The sequence below is a fragment of the Methylobacterium sp. ARG-1 genome (assembly GCF_001262595.1).
Classification (GTDB): Bacteria; Pseudomonadota; Alphaproteobacteria; order Rhizobiales; family Beijerinckiaceae; genus Methylobacterium; species Methylobacterium brachiatum.
This window is the reverse complement of sequence record NZ_LHCD01000013.1, coordinates 16143-31558: the sequence shown is the minus strand read 5'-3', so window position 1 is coordinate 31558 and position 15416 is coordinate 16143. Positions and strand designations below refer to the sequence as shown.

Annotated in this window: 17 protein-coding genes; 4 read left to right on the top strand and 13 right to left on the bottom strand. The window is 73.2% G+C overall.

Annotated features, from left to right (window positions below; translation table 11 throughout):
- Nucleotides 1-129: 129 nt before the first annotated feature.
- From AKJ13_RS13975 to AKJ13_RS13960, 4 genes are all read right to left on the bottom strand, one after another.
- Nucleotides 130-4026 carry a glycoside hydrolase/phage tail family protein gene (locus tag AKJ13_RS13975; RefSeq protein ID WP_050733891.1) on the bottom strand — a complete coding sequence of 1299 codons (3897 nt, stop codon included), beginning with the start codon at nucleotides 4024-4026 and terminating at the stop codon, nucleotides 130-132.
- A 206-nt stretch (nucleotides 4027-4232) separates the two neighbouring features.
- Nucleotides 4233-4751: an NlpC/P60 family protein gene (locus AKJ13_RS13970; RefSeq protein ID WP_050733890.1), complete on the bottom strand. Its 519-nt coding sequence runs from the start codon at nucleotides 4749-4751 to the stop codon at nucleotides 4233-4235.
- Nucleotides 4748-5623, bottom strand: coding sequence for a DUF2163 domain-containing protein (locus AKJ13_RS13965; protein ID WP_050733968.1), 876 nt, complete (start codon nucleotides 5621-5623; stop codon nucleotides 4748-4750). Before AKJ13_RS13965 ends, AKJ13_RS13970 begins: the two co-directional genes overlap by 4 nt.
- Nucleotides 5624-5632: 9 nt before the next feature.
- Nucleotides 5633-6274 (bottom strand): DUF2460 domain-containing protein, encoded by a 642-nt coding sequence (locus AKJ13_RS13960; protein ID WP_050733889.1) that lies wholly within the window; start codon nucleotides 6272-6274, stop codon nucleotides 5633-5635.
- A 240-nt stretch (nucleotides 6275-6514) separates the two neighbouring features.
- Here AKJ13_RS13960 and AKJ13_RS13955 point away from each other — a divergent pair, with 240 nt between their 5' ends.
- Nucleotides 6515-7423 carry a TauD/TfdA family dioxygenase gene (locus AKJ13_RS13955; RefSeq protein WP_050733888.1) on the top strand — a complete coding sequence of 303 codons (909 nt, stop codon included), beginning with the start codon at nucleotides 6515-6517 and terminating at the stop codon, nucleotides 7421-7423.
- A 7-nt stretch (nucleotides 7424-7430) separates the two neighbouring features.
- Here the strand turns inward: AKJ13_RS13955 and AKJ13_RS13950 are convergent, their stop codons facing one another.
- The 7 genes from AKJ13_RS13950 to AKJ13_RS13920 form a co-directional block, all read right to left on the bottom strand.
- Nucleotides 7431-8006, bottom strand: coding sequence for a phage tail tape measure protein (locus AKJ13_RS13950; protein WP_244471606.1), 576 nt, complete (start codon nucleotides 8004-8006; stop codon nucleotides 7431-7433).
- 62 nt (nucleotides 8007-8068) lie between these two features.
- Nucleotides 8069-8338, bottom strand: coding sequence for a phage tail assembly chaperone (locus AKJ13_RS13945; protein ID WP_050733886.1), 270 nt, complete (start codon nucleotides 8336-8338; stop codon nucleotides 8069-8071).
- A gap of 5 nt (nucleotides 8339-8343) precedes the next feature.
- Complete coding sequence (locus AKJ13_RS13940; RefSeq protein ID WP_050733885.1) at nucleotides 8344-8676, bottom strand: gene transfer agent family protein; 333 nt, start codon at nucleotides 8674-8676, stop codon at nucleotides 8344-8346.
- Between the two features lie 3 nt (nucleotides 8677-8679).
- Nucleotides 8680-9090 (bottom strand): phage major tail protein, TP901-1 family, encoded by a 411-nt coding sequence (locus AKJ13_RS13935; protein ID WP_050733884.1) that lies wholly within the window; start codon nucleotides 9088-9090, stop codon nucleotides 8680-8682.
- A 12-nt stretch (nucleotides 9091-9102) separates the two neighbouring features.
- On the bottom strand, nucleotides 9103-9519 hold the full coding sequence (locus AKJ13_RS13930; protein WP_050733883.1) for a DUF3168 domain-containing protein: 417 nt from the start codon (nucleotides 9517-9519) through the stop codon (nucleotides 9103-9105).
- The gene (locus AKJ13_RS13925) at nucleotides 9516-9869 is read right to left on the bottom strand and encodes a head-tail adaptor protein (RefSeq protein ID WP_050733882.1); all 354 of its coding nucleotides are present in this window, start codon (nucleotides 9867-9869) and stop codon (nucleotides 9516-9518) included. Before AKJ13_RS13925 ends, AKJ13_RS13930 begins: the two co-directional genes overlap by 4 nt.
- 41 nt (nucleotides 9870-9910) lie before the next feature.
- A complete protein-coding gene (locus AKJ13_RS13920; RefSeq protein WP_050733881.1) occupies nucleotides 9911-10471 on the bottom strand; it encodes a hypothetical protein in 561 nt (186 codons plus the stop codon).
- A gap of 28 nt (nucleotides 10472-10499) precedes the next feature.
- On the opposite strand from AKJ13_RS13920, the gene AKJ13_RS13915 reads away from it, so the two are divergent.
- From AKJ13_RS13915 to dps, 3 genes are all read left to right on the top strand, one after another.
- Complete coding sequence (locus AKJ13_RS13915; RefSeq protein ID WP_050733880.1) at nucleotides 10500-11237, top strand: S1 family peptidase; 738 nt, start codon at nucleotides 10500-10502, stop codon at nucleotides 11235-11237.
- 339 nt (nucleotides 11238-11576) lie between these two features.
- The gene (locus tag AKJ13_RS13910; RefSeq protein ID WP_050733879.1) at nucleotides 11577-12488 is read left to right on the top strand and encodes a trypsin-like serine protease; all 912 of its coding nucleotides are present in this window, start codon (nucleotides 11577-11579) and stop codon (nucleotides 12486-12488) included.
- Between the two features lie 169 nt (nucleotides 12489-12657).
- Nucleotides 12658-13203: a DNA starvation/stationary phase protection protein Dps gene (gene dps / locus AKJ13_RS13905; protein ID WP_050733878.1), complete on the top strand. Its 546-nt coding sequence runs from the start codon at nucleotides 12658-12660 to the stop codon at nucleotides 13201-13203.
- 363 nt (nucleotides 13204-13566) lie between these two features.
- Here dps and AKJ13_RS13900 read toward each other — a convergent pair whose 3' ends face one another.
- Together AKJ13_RS13900 and AKJ13_RS13895 are read right to left on the bottom strand one after the other, a co-directional pair.
- The gene (locus AKJ13_RS13900; protein ID WP_200905637.1) at nucleotides 13567-14859 is read right to left on the bottom strand and encodes a phage major capsid protein; all 1293 of its coding nucleotides are present in this window, start codon (nucleotides 14857-14859) and stop codon (nucleotides 13567-13569) included.
- Nucleotides 14859-15398, bottom strand: a complete 540-nt coding sequence (locus AKJ13_RS13895; protein ID WP_050733877.1) for an HK97 family phage prohead protease — start codon at nucleotides 15396-15398, stop codon at nucleotides 14859-14861. The genes AKJ13_RS13900 and AKJ13_RS13895 overlap by 1 nt, the downstream gene beginning before the upstream one ends.
- Between the last annotated feature and the right edge of the window lie 18 nt (nucleotides 15399-15416).

The following is a 15416-nucleotide window of genomic DNA, read 5'->3' as shown; positions in this document are numbered from 1 at the left end:
GGGGTGCAATGCCGCCATCGCAAGCGCAGCGAAGCGACCGAGTGCGGCGCGCGATCGCGGAGCGTGGCGCGTCCCTGGGTTTCTTCGCTGCGCTCGCAATGACGGTGAGGGCTTCGGTGCGGGACGAGATCAGGCCGAGCGAACGGGAATGCGCGCGCGGGTGGCCGGGCCGGGGCCCGTTACCGCGCCGATCTGCGCCACGGCCACGTCGAGGCTGGTCTGGGGACCGCCGAAATCAGCCGCCTCGTTGGCGTAGAGGAGCTGCTGCGCCTCGGCCCGGATCGTGCGCAGGGGCGTGCCGGCATTGGAATAGACCGTGACCGCGTAGGCCTCCGGCTCGTCCAGCGAGATCTCGGCGGGCTCCCAGGCGTCGCCGTCCCGGCGCGCCCGGCGGATCCAGGAGAGGCGCAGGCCGGACGCGTCCCGGCGCGCCCGCAGATGGACCGGCCGCAGGGGACGCAAAGCCGCGAGCCCGGCCGTGGCGGAAAACTCCGTGACGGCGGGATCGCCCGGGTCCCGAGCGGCCGGGCCGACCCGGTAGCGGAAGCCCCGGCCGACCTCGTCCAGACGCTCGACCAGGGGCACCACCGCGCCGTCGTCAAGCCGCACGATCAGGCTGCCCGCCGGGGTCACCCGTCCCGCCTGGGCCTCGCTGCCGGCGAGCCCGCGCAAAAACCCCGAGAGACGATAGGCGTCGGGGCCGATCAGCACCGCGCTGGCGGCAGAGAACAGCTCCACGGCGCCGTCCGGCCCGATCAGCGCAAACAGGTTGCCGCCGCCCAGCATCGCGGCCTCGCCGATGGAGCCGAGGCCCCCGCCTCGGCGCAGGGTGACGTCGAGCGGAACGCCCCGCTGCAGCCGCCAGAGCGGCCCGGCCGGCAGGTCCGTGAGGGTCCGGCCGAGGCAGGCCGGGTAATCGACGAGGCCGTGGAGGGCGAAGGGGCCTCCGCCTTCCGCCCGCCAGATGGCCGCCGCCCCGGGCCAGGGCTCGGCCGCCACCGCGAGGTATTGCAGCACCGTCGGGCTGCCGCGATCCACCGGCAGGTCGAGCACCACGGCGAAGGGCGGCCCCGGGAAGGCCGGCGTCGCCCCAACCGGCAGGGCGGTGCTGCGGGGCAGGCCGCGCGGGGTGCCGCCCCGGGGCGGCACGCCGCTCGCCTCGATCCGCCGCCCGGTGGGGGCGTCGTCGATCCGGTCGATCTTGCGCAAAACCGTCCCGCCCGGCACCTCGGCCGGCACCGCCAGCAGGTCGCCGGGCTCCAGCTCGACGCGGCGCGGGCTCAGGGTGAAGACCGCGCTGTCCCGGGCGGCGATGACCCGGTCGAGCATCGCCTCGGCGAGATCGTCGCCGGTCTCCCGGCGGGTGACGATCGCCGCCTCGATCCGGGTCTCGCGCCGCCGCTCGCCCACCGGGCGGATCGCGGCGGCCGCGGCGCGGCGGTAATCCGGGCTCTCGGACTCGGTCAGACCGAGTTCGATTGCGCGCGGCAGGGCGCTCTCCTCGGCCCGGACCTGGCGCAGGACCGGTCTGTCCTGCGACAGCCGGACCAGATCGCCTTCCGCCAGTACCACCGGCCGGTCGCGGCGGGGCCCGCGCAGGTGCAGGGAGCCGGCCACCGCCGAGACGTCGAGGCCGTAGACCTGCGCCAGGGTCTCCAGGGCGGCGCGCGCCGAGAGCGGCCGGTCGAGGACGTAGCCGTCGAGGAAGGCGGCGGCCTCCACGGCGACCGGCGCATCGAAGCCGAAATCGGCCAGGATTTTCAGGACCAACAGGTCGAGGTCGCAGCCCTCGATCCGTCCCGTGATCCAGTGACCGACCTGCCAGTTGGCGGTGTCGGCCCAGACCGTCTGGACGGCCGGGAAGGCCGGATAGGGCCGCGCATCCCAGGACCAGACGAAGATCGATCCCGGATCGACCATCCGGCCGCCATAGACCGGTGAGACCGGGTTGTCGGCGTCCGAAAACCCCGCCGCGGCCGGATCGAACCGGGTGATCACAGCCTCGACACCCCGCAGCTGGATCAGCTCGTCGCGCAGGGCCCGGGAATGCGGCGGGTAGGCGCCCTCGGCGGATTTCGGATCGGGGAAGACGTTGGGGCCGTTCGTGCCCTTGTCCACCGCCGGCACCCCGACCTCGGTGAGCCAGATCGGCTTGGCCTTCGGCACCCAGGCGGTGGCCCGGGTCTCGACGCCGCCGTCGCGCTCGACATGCGGGTTCGACCACCAGCCGATCAGGTCCTTGGGCCGGAAGACCCAGGGCTTTCCGTCGGCGCCGTCCTGGATCGGTAGGCGCGCCTGGGCGTCGCGCCCGGCGGCGTCGGCATAGTACCAGTCGTAGGCCTCGCCGGAGGCACCGCGGGCCTTCAGGTAGGTGCGGTCGGCGATGTCGCCCGAGACCGCGAGGTCGGCATGGTCCGGCGTGTCGCGCCAGTCGGAGAGGGGCGGATACCAGTCGATCCCGACCGCGCCGATATTCGGGTCGGCGAACAGGTCGTCCAAGGGGAACCGGATCGTGGCGCCGCCGTCGCGGACATGGGCGCCGTACTCGGTCCAGTCCGCTCCGTAGACGAGCGTCACGCCGGTGCCCAAGCGGGACCGCAGCTCCGCGGCGAGGTTTTTGAACGCCTGTACGGCCGGGTAGCCGGCGGCGCCGCGCACCCGGGTGAGGCCGACGAACTCGCTGCCGATCACGAAGCCGGCGATCCGCACGCCGCGCGCCGCCCATTGCGCCGCGAGGCCGGCATAATGCAGCACCTCCGCGCGATAGCCGTTCCCGAAGAAACTCTGGATCTGCGCCTCCGCCGCGGCGGTGCCGTCCGGGCTGCCAGAGACGCCGGGGGCCGGATCGCAGGTGATGCGCCCGCGCCAGGGATAGGGCGGCTGGGTCGCACCGGGCACGCGCGGATCGGGCAGGCCGTTATTGGCCGGCACGTCCATCATCACGAACGGGTAGAGCAGCACCTCCAGGCCGCGGGCCGCGAGGTCCGCGACCAGCCGGGTCAACCCGGCATCCGACGGGGTGCCGCCATAGGCGGGGGTGCCGTCCGGCAGGGTCGAGACGACCTCGGCCTCGTCGCGCGTGATCCCGGCGACGCTCCAGGCCTCCGGCTTGGTGCGCTTGGCCCGGGTCTCGACCTTCGGCACCACCCGGCAGGATCCGGCGCGCAGGTCGGTGCCGAACCACGTCGCCACCACGGCGACCCGGCGCAGGTTCGGGCATAGGGCCTGGAGGGCGTCCAGGGACGCGGTGACGTCGGTGGTGCGCTGGAGCTGGTGCCGGTTGGCTGCCTGCGTCCGGCCGAGGCCGAGATCGACGGTGACGAGGCTCGGGTCGAGGGCGAACTCGCCGGCGCCGGGGATCAGGTCAACGGCGCGGATCCGGTGGAACAGGCCGTTGACCGGGCGGACCACCTCGAAGGCGAACTGGGGCACGCGGTTGCCGAACTCGGCGAGCGGCAGGTTCTCGAACACCACGTAGGCGAGGCCGCGATAGGCCGGGGCGTTCTCGGCCCCCTCCTTGGCGACGATCAGCGGGTCCGGCGCCTGGTTTGGGCTGCCGGTATGGACCCGCAGGGTGATCCCGACCTGGTCGATCTCCTTGCCGTCCGCCCAGATCCGGCGGACCATCGCGATCTCGCCCTCGCATAGCCCGACCGCCAGGTTGGCGAAATAGGCGTAGCGGGTGCGCACGGTCTTCTGCCCGCCCGCCCCCTTGGAGGCGGAGGCCGCGCGCTCCACCGTCGTGTTGGCGACCTCCCGGGCCCGCGTCGCCCAGATCAGGCTGCCGCCGATCTTCGCCCGCCCGTAGACCCGGGGGATGGGATCGCCCTCCGTGGAGGACAGGCCGGCGACATCGGCGAGCCGCGGTCCCTCGACGAACCGCGTGTGCCGCCCGGAGCCCGACAGCATCCCGTCGAGCCCCGCCCCCGCGGCCGCCCCGAGCACGCGCCCCACCACGGCCCCGATCGGCCCGCCCAGAGCGGTCCCGACCGCCGTGCCCGCCGAGGACAGGATCAGGGTGGCCATGGCGGGCTCCAGGGTGGGGGTTGGTCGACGTGTGGTGCGAGGGCCTCCGGACGCGATCGACACGCTGGTCGTGATGCGCGCCGCGACCCGATACGGCTACCGATTGAACCGCTCAGCGGCGCGTCCCACGCCGTCATTGCGAGCGCAGCGAAGCGACCCAGTGCAGCGCGCGATCCCAGGCCGTAGCGGTTCACTGGGTCGCTTCGCTACGCTGGCGATGACGAGCCAACTTGCGCCCTCGGCGTCAAGCTCACTGTGGCGACGGGCTCTCCGTAAGGATCCTCCGGGAACCGGAACGAACCCGTCAGGTGCCGCCGCCACCAGGCGGTGAGCGCCACCTCGGCCACGGCGGCGTGGTCGTGGGCGTGGATCATGGCGCCGTCGCCGGTGGCGATGGCGCAGTGGCGGGCCGGGAGGTGGGACCGGAAGGCGAAGAGCAGCACGTCGCCGGGCCCGGGTGTCACGCCGGCCACCGGCATGAGGTGACGGGTCGCCGCCGCGGTGAGCGGGTCGGTGCCCGGGGCGGCGGATTCCGCCCAGGTGGCGGTGTAGGGCGGCACCGGCTCCGGCTCGGTCCCGTAGAGCCCACGCCAGACGCCGCGCAGCAGCCCGAGGCAGTCGCAGCCGACGCCGCGCAGGGAGGCCTGATGCCGGTAGGGTGTGCCGAGCCACAGCCGCGCCTCGCCAAGCGCCGCCACGCCGATGTCCCGCCGCATCGCGCTCATCGGAACAGGCTCCCGCCGTCGAGGACCGGCTCCGAGCCCGGCACCGCCCGCATCACCGCATCGTTGCCCGGCATGTGCGGGAAGCCCTGGAAGTTGACCGCGTTGGCGAACCGGTCCCGGCAGGTGGCGAGCCGCTTGTCGCAGCCGGCGGTGAGGCTGAACGCATCCCCCACCGCCGGCGGCCGGGGCGGTGGGGTCCACAATTCGAGGAGCGTGCCGAGCTGGAGCCGCACATCGGCCTTGAGCCCGGCATTGGCGCCCTCCGTCCAGGTGAGCGTTCCGCCGGTGAACAGCCCGTCCGCGAAGCCGCCCGCCAGGGTCACGCCCAGGGTCGCGGGTTCGGGCAGGCCGATGACCCGGCCGGTGGTGCGCCAAGCGGCGAGGTCGACCCGACAGCGTCCGTCGCCGAGATCAGCGCCGCAGGTGGCCCGGAAGGTCCGGCCGCGCTCGGCGCCGAGCCGGTGAGCGAGGCCGCGCAGCTCCGCCACGAAGGCGTCGCCCTCCCGGCGCACCTCGCCGATCGTGCCGACATCGAGCAGGAGGCGCGTCTCCGGGTTGGTCCAGTCGACCAGCCAGGTCTCCACCGTCGCGCCGTCGTAGAGGCCGCCGGCGATGTCGGCCTCGGTCAACCCAAGGGAGCTCAGCGCCCCGGCCACGTCGCCGCCCGAGACCGCGAAGCCGGATTCGGCGCCGGCCTCGGCGGCTTCCAGCCCGGTGCGGGCGGCGTGGACAAGGGCCGCCAGGGTCAGGTCGCGGTCATGGTCGGTGAAGCCGAGGGCAATCCCGTCCCGCCGGCGCAGGGACCAGCAGCGGCACAGGGTGGTGACGCCGCCCGCGAGATGGGCCGCGAAGGCGTCTGGGATATCGCGCATCATCAATCCTCACGGCACGATCTCGACGAGGGGCACCTTCGGGATCTCGCCGGCCGTGAAGGCGGCGAGGTCGATGGTGAGGTCGTCGGTGTCGAAGCGGACCGGCACGTCGAAGGCGAAACCCGCCGTGACGGGGGCGCCCTGGGGCGGGACGTGGCCGGCCGCGAAGGTGACGAGCCCGGTGGCCGGGTCGCACGCGAAGGCGTCGGCGCCGACCTCCCGGCCCGCCACCGCCACCCGGACGCTGCCCGCCACCGGCTTGGCGATGTGCCGGCGATAGGGCGCGAAGCCGGAGCCGTAGGTCTTAGTCAGCGCGAACGTCGCGGTGGCGCCGTCGCCGGTGCCGAGCGGCTGGTCAAGGGAGCCGATCGCCCGGCCCGGCGGGCCGGAGCGGAAATCGACCCGGTCGCGGTAGCGGAAGCCGTAGAGCCGGCCGCGCCGCTCCTCGAAGAAGGCCAGCACCGCGTGGAGGGAATCGAGCCCGCGCAGTCCGAACCCGGCATCGTAGCGGCGGCGGGAATCGGCCCAGCGGCCGTTGCGGTGCTCCCGCCCCGAGGCCAGCGTGACGATCTCGGTGAGCCGCTGCGGGCCACCGCTGCCGCGCAGCGACACGTCGAGGGGAAACAGCACCTCGTGGAAGGCGTCTGCCATGGCGCAATGATCCCGGAGAAGCGGCCGGAGAAGGCACGTCCTCCCGGCCGCCGCCGGCCGGAAAGAGTTTTTTCGGAATGGGCGAAACTTCGGAAACGCCGTTCATCGACAACCGGCCGCGACCGAGCGAAGATCATCGAAGACGACGGGCGCTCCTCCGAAGATCTTGATCTCCTGAAGATTTCAGAAGATCTTGCCGGAGAGTCGTGCGTCGTCGGCGAACCAACGAGGAGCCTTACGATGAGCGCCGTCCCGCAGCCGCTGCACCCCACTCTCGACATTCGCCGGGTCGCCGGCCGCATCGGCGCGGAGATCCGCGGCGTCGCGCTCTCGGGCGATCTCGACGCTGCGACGGTGGCGGCAATCCGCCAGGCGCTGGTCACCCACAAGGTCGTGTTCTTCCGCGACCAGGATCTCGACGAGGCGGGCCAGGAGGCGTTCGGCCGGCGGCTCGGCGACCTTGTCCCGCACCCGACCGTCCCGTCGCTCGCCGGCACCGCGGGCGTCCTCGACCTCGACGGCAGCCGGGGCGAGCGGGCGAGCTCCTGGCACACGGACGTGACCTTCGTGCCGGCCTATCCGGCGATCTCGATCCTGCGGGCCGTGACCCTGCCGGCCTATGGCGGCGACACCCTCTGGGCCAACACGGCGGCGGCCTATGCGGAGCTGCCCGAGCCTCTGCGGGAGCTGGCCGACCGGCTCTGGGCCCTGCATTCGAACGTCTACGATTATGTCGGCGGGCGCGTGAACGCCCCGGAGGCCGGCCGCCAGCGCTACAACGAGGTGTTCACCCGGACCGTCTACGAGACCGAGCACCCGCTGGTGCACGTGCATCCGGAGACGGGCGAGCGCTCGCTGATCGTCGGGCATTTCATCCAGCGCATCCTCGGCCTCACCACCGCGGATTCGCAGCACCTGCTCGCGATCTTCACCGACCACGCCACACGGCCCGAGAACACGGTGCGCTGGTCCTGGCGGCTCGGCGACGTGGCGATCTGGGACAACCGGGCGACCGTCCACCGGGCCGTGGACGATTACGGCGACCAGCCCCGGGTGGTCCGCCGCGTCACCATCGAGGGCGTCGCCCCCGTCAGCGTCGACGGACGCCGCAGCCGGGCCCGCGAGGCGGCGGCCAGCAAGGCGGCGTGAGGGGCGCTCACGTCGCCCGCTGCCCCCGCGCGACCGCGCGGGCGAGACTTGCCGTCACCTGAGCTTCCGAGCGGCGGAAGGCGCCGGGGTCCGGGGTGGCGATGTTGACCGTGACGGAGACCGGCCGGGCTGCGGCGCCGCCCGCGGCAACGCCGAGGCGGCCGTCCGGGCCGCGGTTGAGTGGCAGGATCGCCTCGGGGCCGGCCTCGCCCATCAGGCCGGTGCCGCCGGCCATCGGGAAATAGGTCGGCGCGGCCACCACCCCGCCTGAGGCAAAAGGCTGGACCCGGCCGCCCCGGAACATCCCGCCCCGGGCGAAGCCGGTCTCGCTGCCGGCGCCGGCCCCGAGCACGGCGTTGACCAGGCCGGTGATGCCGGAGCGGATCGGGCCGGTGGCCGCCCGGGCCGCCGCACCGGCGAGCTTGCTGCCGATCGTGCCGAGCACGCCGTCGAGGCTGCGCCCCGAGGCGGCGCCCCGGGTGAGCGCCGCATCCAGGCTGCGGCCGAAATTCGTGGCGAGCCGGTCGAGGGTCTCCAGCTGCGTGATCCGGGCGGCATCCTGCGGATCGGGATCAGTGTCGATCGTCACGTGGCCCTCCTGCATGGTGGGTCTCGGCAGGTGCGAAACCCGGGATCCCAAAGGGCTCAGCCCTTTGGCGGGGTGTCGGGGCAGCGCCCCGACGCGGCTCGGCCGCTCGGCCCCGGATCCGGATAGGCGGCGAGCAGGCGCTCGAACGCGTCGCGGCTCAGGGGATCCGGACCGCGTCGCCGACCCAGGGCGGCGGCGAATTCGCGGGGCGTGGCTGCCCAGAAGGCGGCCGGGCTCCAGCCGAGGGCGCCGAGGCCGAGCGCCAGGGCGTCGTCCCAGGGGAAGGCGGAAGGGCGGGCCGGCGCCGACGCAGAACCGTCGGGCACCGGCTCTACCGAGGGTTTGCGGGGCCCGGCGCCTCCCCAAAGGCGGCGGCGAGGACTTCGCCGAGTGCGGTGGAGACCGCCTCCAGGCCGCCGGCCAGGGGCAGGCGCGCGACCGCATCGTCGTCGAGGTCGTGGCCGCCGCCGCGCAGAGCCGCGCCCAGCAGGGCGATCAGGTCCCGGGCCGAGACCCGGCCGCCGTCGAAGCGCTCGGCCAGGCCGACAAGGTTGCCGACCTGGAGCGCACCTTCCAGCTCGGCGAGGGCGCCGAGCGTCAGGCACAGGGTGTAGCGCTGGCCGGCGAGCTGGAGCGGAACCTCGCCGCGGATCCGGTTGGCCATGGCTCAGGCCGCCGTGAAGGCGAGCACGCCCGCCGAGTCGAGGCTGATGTCGAAGGTGACCTCGCCGGCATGGTCGCCCCGGTATTCGAGGCTCGCGATCTGGAACGGGCCCTCTAGGGTCCCGAAGGCCGGCACGACCACCTGGAAGGTCTCGATCGCGCCCTCGAAGAAGATCAGCCGCAGCCGCAGGTCCGAGGCCTGGTTGCGAAACACACCGGAGCCGGCGATCGCGGCCCGGCGCACGCCGGCTCCGGCCAGCAGCTCGCGCCAGCGGCCGGTGGAATCGGCGTTGGTGACGTCCACAGTCTCGGCGTTGAGGGTGATCTGCCGCGTGCGCAGGCCCGCCACCGCCAGGAAGCCGCCCGCGCCGTCGCCGGCCCGGAGCAGCAGGTCCTTGCCCTTCTGTGCGCCCATCGGGCTCTCCTCTCACTGGGTTTCGGTGACGGCCTCAAGCGTCAGGGTGGCGCGGGCCTCGCCGGTACGGGCGTCGCGGGTCGCCTTGATCGCCCGCACCCGCAGGGTGACGAGGCGGCAGCCCTGGAGCGGCAGGGCGGCGTCCGTGAGGAGCGCGGCCATGCGCTCGGCGGCGTCGAGCGCGGTGCGGACCGAGCCAGGCTTCGCGATCACCGCGATGGCGTGGCTGTGGCGATGGCGCTCGGCGCCGTCGACGGAATCGTCCACGATCTCGGCCTCGCCGAACAAGGCGTAGACCGGCAGAGAGCCCCGGGGTGGCTCGTCATGGAGCCGGACTTTGCCGCCGAGCAGGGCCGCGAGGGCAGCGTCGCCGGAAAAGCGGGCGATCAGGCCGGCGCGCAGGGCCAGGAGCGGGCTCGGGTCGCTCACGACGCGCTCTCCCGGGTCAGTTCCTCGACATGGCAGACTAGGTCGCGGCCCTTCGCGTCCGGCTCGCTGACCGCGCGGATCGCGAAGCGGCGGGGGCCGGCGGCGAGCCGCATGGTCGGGTCGAGGGCGACCCGGGCGCGCAGGGTGACCCGGTAGGCTGGGAGCGTGTCGGTCCGGCCGCCCTCCGGACGGTCAGCGAGGCCGGATGGGGCGATCGCGCCCCACAGGACCGGGCCGGCCACGTAGCGGCGCAGCACGCCGCCGAACCCGTCGGGCTGCTCCAGGGGCCGTTCGAGGACGAAGCGGCGGCGCCGGGCGCCGAGCGGCGGATGATGCGGGTTGGTCGCCATCGGCGAAGCTCCGGTCGGGCGCAATCGGAGGGGAAGCCGGCTCACAGGCGCATCCGGCGGAACGGGGCGGCGAGGTCGGCGACGTCGGTTCGGGCGGCATCCGGCTCGTCGCCGCGATGCTCGTAGCGGGCGGCGGCGAGCCGCAGGATCGCGAGCCGGAGCGGCGCCGGGAGCGGCGGCCCGTCGCCCCCGAACCCGGCCGCAACCTCGATCAGGATCGTCCGGCCGGCCGGGTCCGGCACCATGGGGTCGATCAGCAGGCCCGGTTCCTCGATCGGGTCGGGTCCGAGCCGGACGAGGCCGGCGTCGAGCGCGGTGACGCCCTTGGTGTCGGACAGCCCGGCGCGGATCAGCGTCACGAGCGGGCTCAGCGGCAGGGCCAGCCGGCCGTTCGCGGGCCAGGCATCGAGGGCGATCCGGTAGCGGCCCGGCACCAGGATCCGGCGCGTCTCGATCTCGAGGCTGGCCCGGGCGGCGGTGATCAGGGCCGCGAGCAAGTCATCCTCGGTTCCGCCGTCGTCGGAATCGAGCCGCAGATAGGCGCGCAGCTCCGCCACGCTCACCGGCTCGACCACGGCCTCGTCGGCGCGTATCGGGATCATCGCGTTGCCCCCTTGCTGGATGTCTCGAATGCAGATCCCGAAGCGCCGCCGGGCGGCCCTCACCGTCCTGGCGGCGGCTCTGTCGCTCGCGGGCCGTCCAGCCGGCGCGATCGTGGGCGGCGCCGAGGCCCCGGCCGGCGGGGCCGTGATGGTCCTGTCGTCGAACGGCGGCGTCTGCACCGGCCTGGTACTCGCCCCCGATACGGTGCTGACCGCCGGCCATTGCGTCGCTGCCGGGCGGGAGCACCGGGTCCATTTTCGCGACGATGCAGGGGCGCCGGTCCTGGTCGAGGTCTCGGGCCGCGCGATCCATCCGGGCTACGATGCCGGCGCTGCCTCGGGTCGGCGCAAATCCATCGACCTTGCGCTCCTGCACACCGCGACGCCGCTGCCGCCGCGCTTCGCCGCGGTCACCTTGAGCGCCGCCCCACTCCGGGCCGGCGAGCGCCTGACCCTGGCGGGCTACGGCGCGGCCAGAGCGGGCGATCCGCGCTCGACCGGCACCTATCGCAGCGTCGGCCTGCCGGTGATCGAACCCTATGGGCCGAGCCGCATCCTGGTCTGGCTCAAGGGCGACGCGGCCGGCGGCTGCCAGGGCGATTCCGGCGGCCCGATCACCGGCCCGGACGGTGCCGTGCTGGCGCTCGCCGCCTGGATCGGCGGGACCTGCGGCGGCCTCACGCAAGGTGTTCTCGTGGGGCCCCAGCGCGGCTGGATCGACCGGGTGCTGGATGGATGGGGCCGCGGCGCGCGGTGGGGCGGCTGACGGGCCGTCACCGGGTGAGGCGATGGCGAGAGCGCAGCCGAATGATGGTCCATCCCGCTCCGGGTCGCTTCACGCACGCCGTCATTGCGAGCGCAACGAAGCAATGACGGCGTGCGTGAAATCAGTCGGCCTTGCGGCGCCCCCAATCTCCACCCTCGTCCCAAGCGCAGAGACGGAAGACCGGTCAAACAGGCCGTTCGGGCCGTCTGCTCCCGCGTTATCGCCCGGCCCGTTCGGAACCGCAGCTTGGCCGGGTCATTGCCTTGCTCTAGGCTCCCTCAGCGCCGCGCCCTCGCCGCTGCGTCCCCCCTTGCGCCGTGAGCGCCCCCGGAGTGTCCGATGTCCCGTCGCCCGATGCGCAAGGCCGGCCCCCGTGAGCGTCTGCGCGGCCTGGGGCTCGGAGCCGGGCTTCTCGGCAGCGCTCTGCTCGGCGCCTTGGCCGGCCTGATGCCCGCCCCGGCGGCCGCGGTGATCAACGGCACCACCACGCGCGATCCCGACGGCGCGCGCAGCTTCGCGGTCCGCATCGAGAGCACGGAGGGCGAGATCTGCTCGGGCACCCTGATCGCCCAGGATCTCGTGCTCACCGCCGCCCATTGCGTGATGCGCCCGGCCGGCTACACGATCATCAGCGTCGACCGCGGCTTCCGCCAGCGCCGCACCCAGGTCATCGCCGCGACCATGCACCCGGATTTCGTGCCCGGCACGACGCCCGAGGACCAGCCCGGCGTCGACCTGGCCCTGCTCAAGCTCGAGGCGCCGCTCGGCGCCGACTACGTCCCGCTCGATCCGCGCGGCGCCGCCTCGATCGATACCGGCGCGGCGGTGGACATCGCCGGCTTCGGCGTCGTGGCCGAGAACCGGCGCGACACGGCCCGCACCCTGCGGCTCGCGCATCTCGTGTCGATCGGCTCGCTGCAGGTCGCCAACCGGGTGACCGTGGTGACCGACCGGCGGCGCATGGCCGAGACCTCGGGTGCCGGCGCGTGCCTGGGCGATTCCGGCGGCCCGATCCTGGTCGGCGGCCCCGGCGGCTACCGGATCGTCGGCGTGGTCAGCTGGTCGAGCGGTGCCCTGCAGCAGGGGGCCCGCCGGACCGCCTGCGGGGGCTTCACCGCGGTGACCCCGGTGGCCGAGCATACCGGCTGGATCGCCACCCGGTCGGCGGAACTCTCGCGGATCCCGGTCGGTGAGGCCCTGCCCCGGGGCAACCGCTCCGACTGGATGGCCAAGCCCGGCCGGCGTCGCTGAGCCGCGTCCGCAGGCCGTCGGGACGAGACGACGCGCCTGGACGTGTCGGCGCCGCTCGGAACACCGGACCCGCTGTCGCGTTTGTGCAACGCAATCGCGTTAGGCGAAGATTCGCGGCCGTATCGGCATGTTCGCGACCGTCTGCACGCAAATTCACGGAGCAGATTTCATGGCTGAGACCGGCAAGGGCAATACCGTCCGCTCGCACAAGACCCGTAACAACACCGACTCGAACGCCAAGCAGGTCTCGGTCGAAGCGCTGAACGCCCGGCTGGCGGACGGCATCGACCTCGCCCTGGCCATCAAGCAGGCGCACTGGAATCTGAAGGGCCCGCAGTTCATCGGCATCCACGAGATGCTCGACGGCTTCCGCACCGAGCTCGACGACTTCAACGACAAGGTCGCGGAGCGCGCGGTGCAGCTCGGCGCCACGGCGTTCGGCTCGACCCAGTCGGTCGCCGCGAAGACCAAGCTGCCGGCCTACCCGACCGACATCTACGCCATTGCCGATCACGTCGCGGCGCTGATCGACAGCTACGCCGCCTACGCCAACGCGGTACGCGAGAACATCGACGAGACCGACGAGGCCGGCGATGACGGCACGTCCGACCTGTTCACCGAGATCTCGCGGGCAGTCGACAAGCACCTCTGGTTCCTCGAGGCCCACGTCCAGGAGCCCACCGGCACCCTGCGCGACGGCAACCAGGGCCGGTAAGCTTAAGCTCGCTGAACTCTGGTCTGAAGCGCTGAAACATCGATCGCCCTCCCCGCTCGCGGGGAGGGCGATCGCGTTTAATAGGTCGTTTACCCAACGGTTTGCGAATTTTCGGTTTGAGAGTTTTCTCGCCGCCCGATGCACCTCCCCGTCATCCCGGGGCCGCGGAGCGGAGCCCAGGATCCAGACACATCGGTGCAGCACGGTCCTGCACCGTCGGCGGTTCTGGATTCCGGGTTCGCCTGCGGCGCCCAGGAATGACGGGGTGATGTATACGGCCGCTCTGAGCGCTCTTGCGCGGTCTGAAGATAGGAAGCTGGCCCGGACGTCAGAGGCGGCCGGGCCGACGCTCCAAAACCAGCCTCACCCGAACTTCAGCACCTTGATCGCGTCGAAATCTTGCACCCCGCCACCGACGCGCTTGGTGACGTAGAACAGCACGTAGGGCTTGGCCGAGTACGGGTCGCGCAGCACCCGCAGGCCGGTGCGGTCCACCACGAGGTAGCCCCTACGGAAATCACCGAAGGCCACCGAGAGGCTGCCCGCCGCGATCTCCGGCATCGCCTCCGCCTCGGTGACGGGGAAGCCGATCAGCGTCGCGGAACGGTCGGCGGTGAGCGGCGGGTGCCAGAGGTAATTGCCCTGCGCGTCCTTGAACTTGCGGATCGCGCTCTGGGTGCGCCGGCTCATCACGAAGCCGGCATTCTGGCGGTAGGCGGCCCGCAGGGCGTAGACCAGATCGAACAGCACATCGGACGGGTTGCTCTGCGGGAACGCCCCAGCCGCGCCGGTGGCGACGAAGCCGAGCTTGCCCGGGGCCCAGGCGGCGTTGGCCACCGTGTCGTAGCTCAGGAAGCCGCGCGGGCGGCTGGCACCATCGCCGGTGACGAAGGCCACGCCCTCCTGCTCGGCGAAGGCCATCTCGACCTCGGCCGAGAGCCAGGCGTCGAGATCGACCACGGCATCGTCCAGCAGCGTCTGGGTCGCGGCCGGCATGGCGTAGAGTTCCATGGCCGGGAAGGCGATCTCGGCGAGCACCGGCCCGTCGGTGCCGGGGCGCGGCGCGGTCTCGGCCACCCAGCCGGTCGCCGGAGCGCCGACCGAGGCGGCGCGCTTGTACTGGGCGCCGGAGATCTGCTGCACGCTGGCGATGGCCCGGATCGGCGAGACCTGCGCGAGCCGGGCCAGCACGGTCCGCTCCAGGGTCTGCGGCACCAGGTAGCCGCCATCCGGCCCCGATCCGGCCGACAGGGCCTTGGCCTCCAGGCGCTTCAGCCCCGCGCTCTCGCCGGCCCGGACATAGAGGTCGAACGCCGCCTTGTGCTCCTGCGCGGCCCCGTCCTCCCGGGGGCCCGGCTGGCCGAGCGGCGGCCGGGCGCGATCGAGGCTGATCCGGTCGAGCCGGGTCCGGGCGGCGTCGAGCGCCGCGTCGATCCGGGCGAGCTTTTCCTCGGTAAGCACGTCGGCGCCGAGCCGGCCCTCGATCTGGGCGATCCGGCTGTCATTGGTCTCCTTGAAGGCCTCGAACGCGGTGGCGAGTTCGTCGAGCGCCGGCTGGACCGGCTCGGCCCCGGGCCGGCCTGCCTTGTTCTCCAGGCCGGGCAGCGCGCCCTTGGTCTCCGGGGCGGGGCTCGACGGGGCGACGGCATGGGACATCATCGGGCAACCTCGTGGCTGGGGTGGGTGAAGCGGAATGGGGCCGCCGGCGTCCGGCAAGGGGCGCGGGACGCGGCGGGTGCGGGGGCGATCCTCCGAGCGAGCCCGCGGATCTCCTCGGCGGTCGGCGTGCGATCCGGGCTCGCCCGGGCCCCCGGCTGCAGCGGGAAGGTCACCAAGGAGATCTCCCAGAGGTCGACCCGCTGGAGCCGGCGCTCCCCGCTCGCGCCCTTGCGGGCCAGCAGGGTGCGGAAGCCGATCGACAGCCCGTCGAGGCCGCCGCCGCGCAGCAGCGCGTCGACCTCCCGGGCGCGCTGGACCGCGAGGTTGAGCTGCCCCTCGGCGAACAGGCCGCGGGCATCCTCGCGCAGGGACAGCCAGCGCCCGATCGGCTCGGCCGGATCGTGCTGGAACAGCAGCCGCACCCCCGCGGCCCCCCTTCGCGCCAGGCTCGCCGTAAAAGCCCCCGGCACCACCACGTCGCGGCCGAGATCGGGCACGCCGAACACGCTGGCGTAGCCGGAGAAATGGCCATCCATCGGTAGAATCCTCGGTCG

Bases quoted from the DNA above. Each gene is read 5' to 3' on its own strand.
- AKJ13_RS13975 (WP_050733891.1), bottom strand. From the start codon at position 4,026: ATGGCCACCCTGATCCTGTCCTCGGCGGGCACGGCGGTCGGGACCGCT.
- AKJ13_RS13970 (WP_050733890.1), bottom strand. From the start codon at position 4,751: ATGAGCGCGATGCGGCGGGACATCGGCGTGGCGGCGCTTGGCGAGGCG.
- AKJ13_RS13965 (WP_050733968.1), bottom strand. From the start codon at position 5,623: ATGCGCGATATCCCAGACGCCTTCGCGGCCCATCTCGCGGGCGGCGTC.
- AKJ13_RS13960 (WP_050733889.1), bottom strand. From the start codon at position 6,274: ATGGCAGACGCCTTCCACGAGGTGCTGTTTCCCCTCGACGTGTCGCTG.
- AKJ13_RS13955 (WP_050733888.1), top strand. From the start codon at position 6,515: ATGAGCGCCGTCCCGCAGCCGCTGCACCCCACTCTCGACATTCGCCGG.
- AKJ13_RS13940 (WP_050733885.1), bottom strand. From the start codon at position 8,676: ATGGCCAACCGGATCCGCGGCGAGGTTCCGCTCCAGCTCGCCGGCCAG.
- AKJ13_RS13935 (WP_050733884.1), bottom strand. From the start codon at position 9,090: ATGGGCGCACAGAAGGGCAAGGACCTGCTGCTCCGGGCCGGCGACGGC.
- AKJ13_RS13925 (WP_050733882.1), bottom strand. From the start codon at position 9,869: ATGGCGACCAACCCGCATCATCCGCCGCTCGGCGCCCGGCGCCGCCGC.
- AKJ13_RS13920 (WP_050733881.1), bottom strand. From the start codon at position 10,471: ATGATCCCGATACGCGCCGACGAGGCCGTGGTCGAGCCGGTGAGCGTG.
- AKJ13_RS13915 (WP_050733880.1), top strand. From the start codon at position 10,500: ATGCAGATCCCGAAGCGCCGCCGGGCGGCCCTCACCGTCCTGGCGGCG.
- AKJ13_RS13910 (WP_050733879.1), top strand. From the start codon at position 11,577: ATGTCCCGTCGCCCGATGCGCAAGGCCGGCCCCCGTGAGCGTCTGCGC.
- dps (WP_050733878.1), top strand. From the start codon at position 12,658: ATGGCTGAGACCGGCAAGGGCAATACCGTCCGCTCGCACAAGACCCGT.
- AKJ13_RS13900 (WP_200905637.1), bottom strand. From the start codon at position 14,859: ATGTCCCATGCCGTCGCCCCGTCGAGCCCCGCCCCGGAGACCAAGGGC.
- AKJ13_RS13895 (WP_050733877.1), bottom strand. From the start codon at position 15,398: ATGGATGGCCATTTCTCCGGCTACGCCAGCGTGTTCGGCGTGCCCGAT.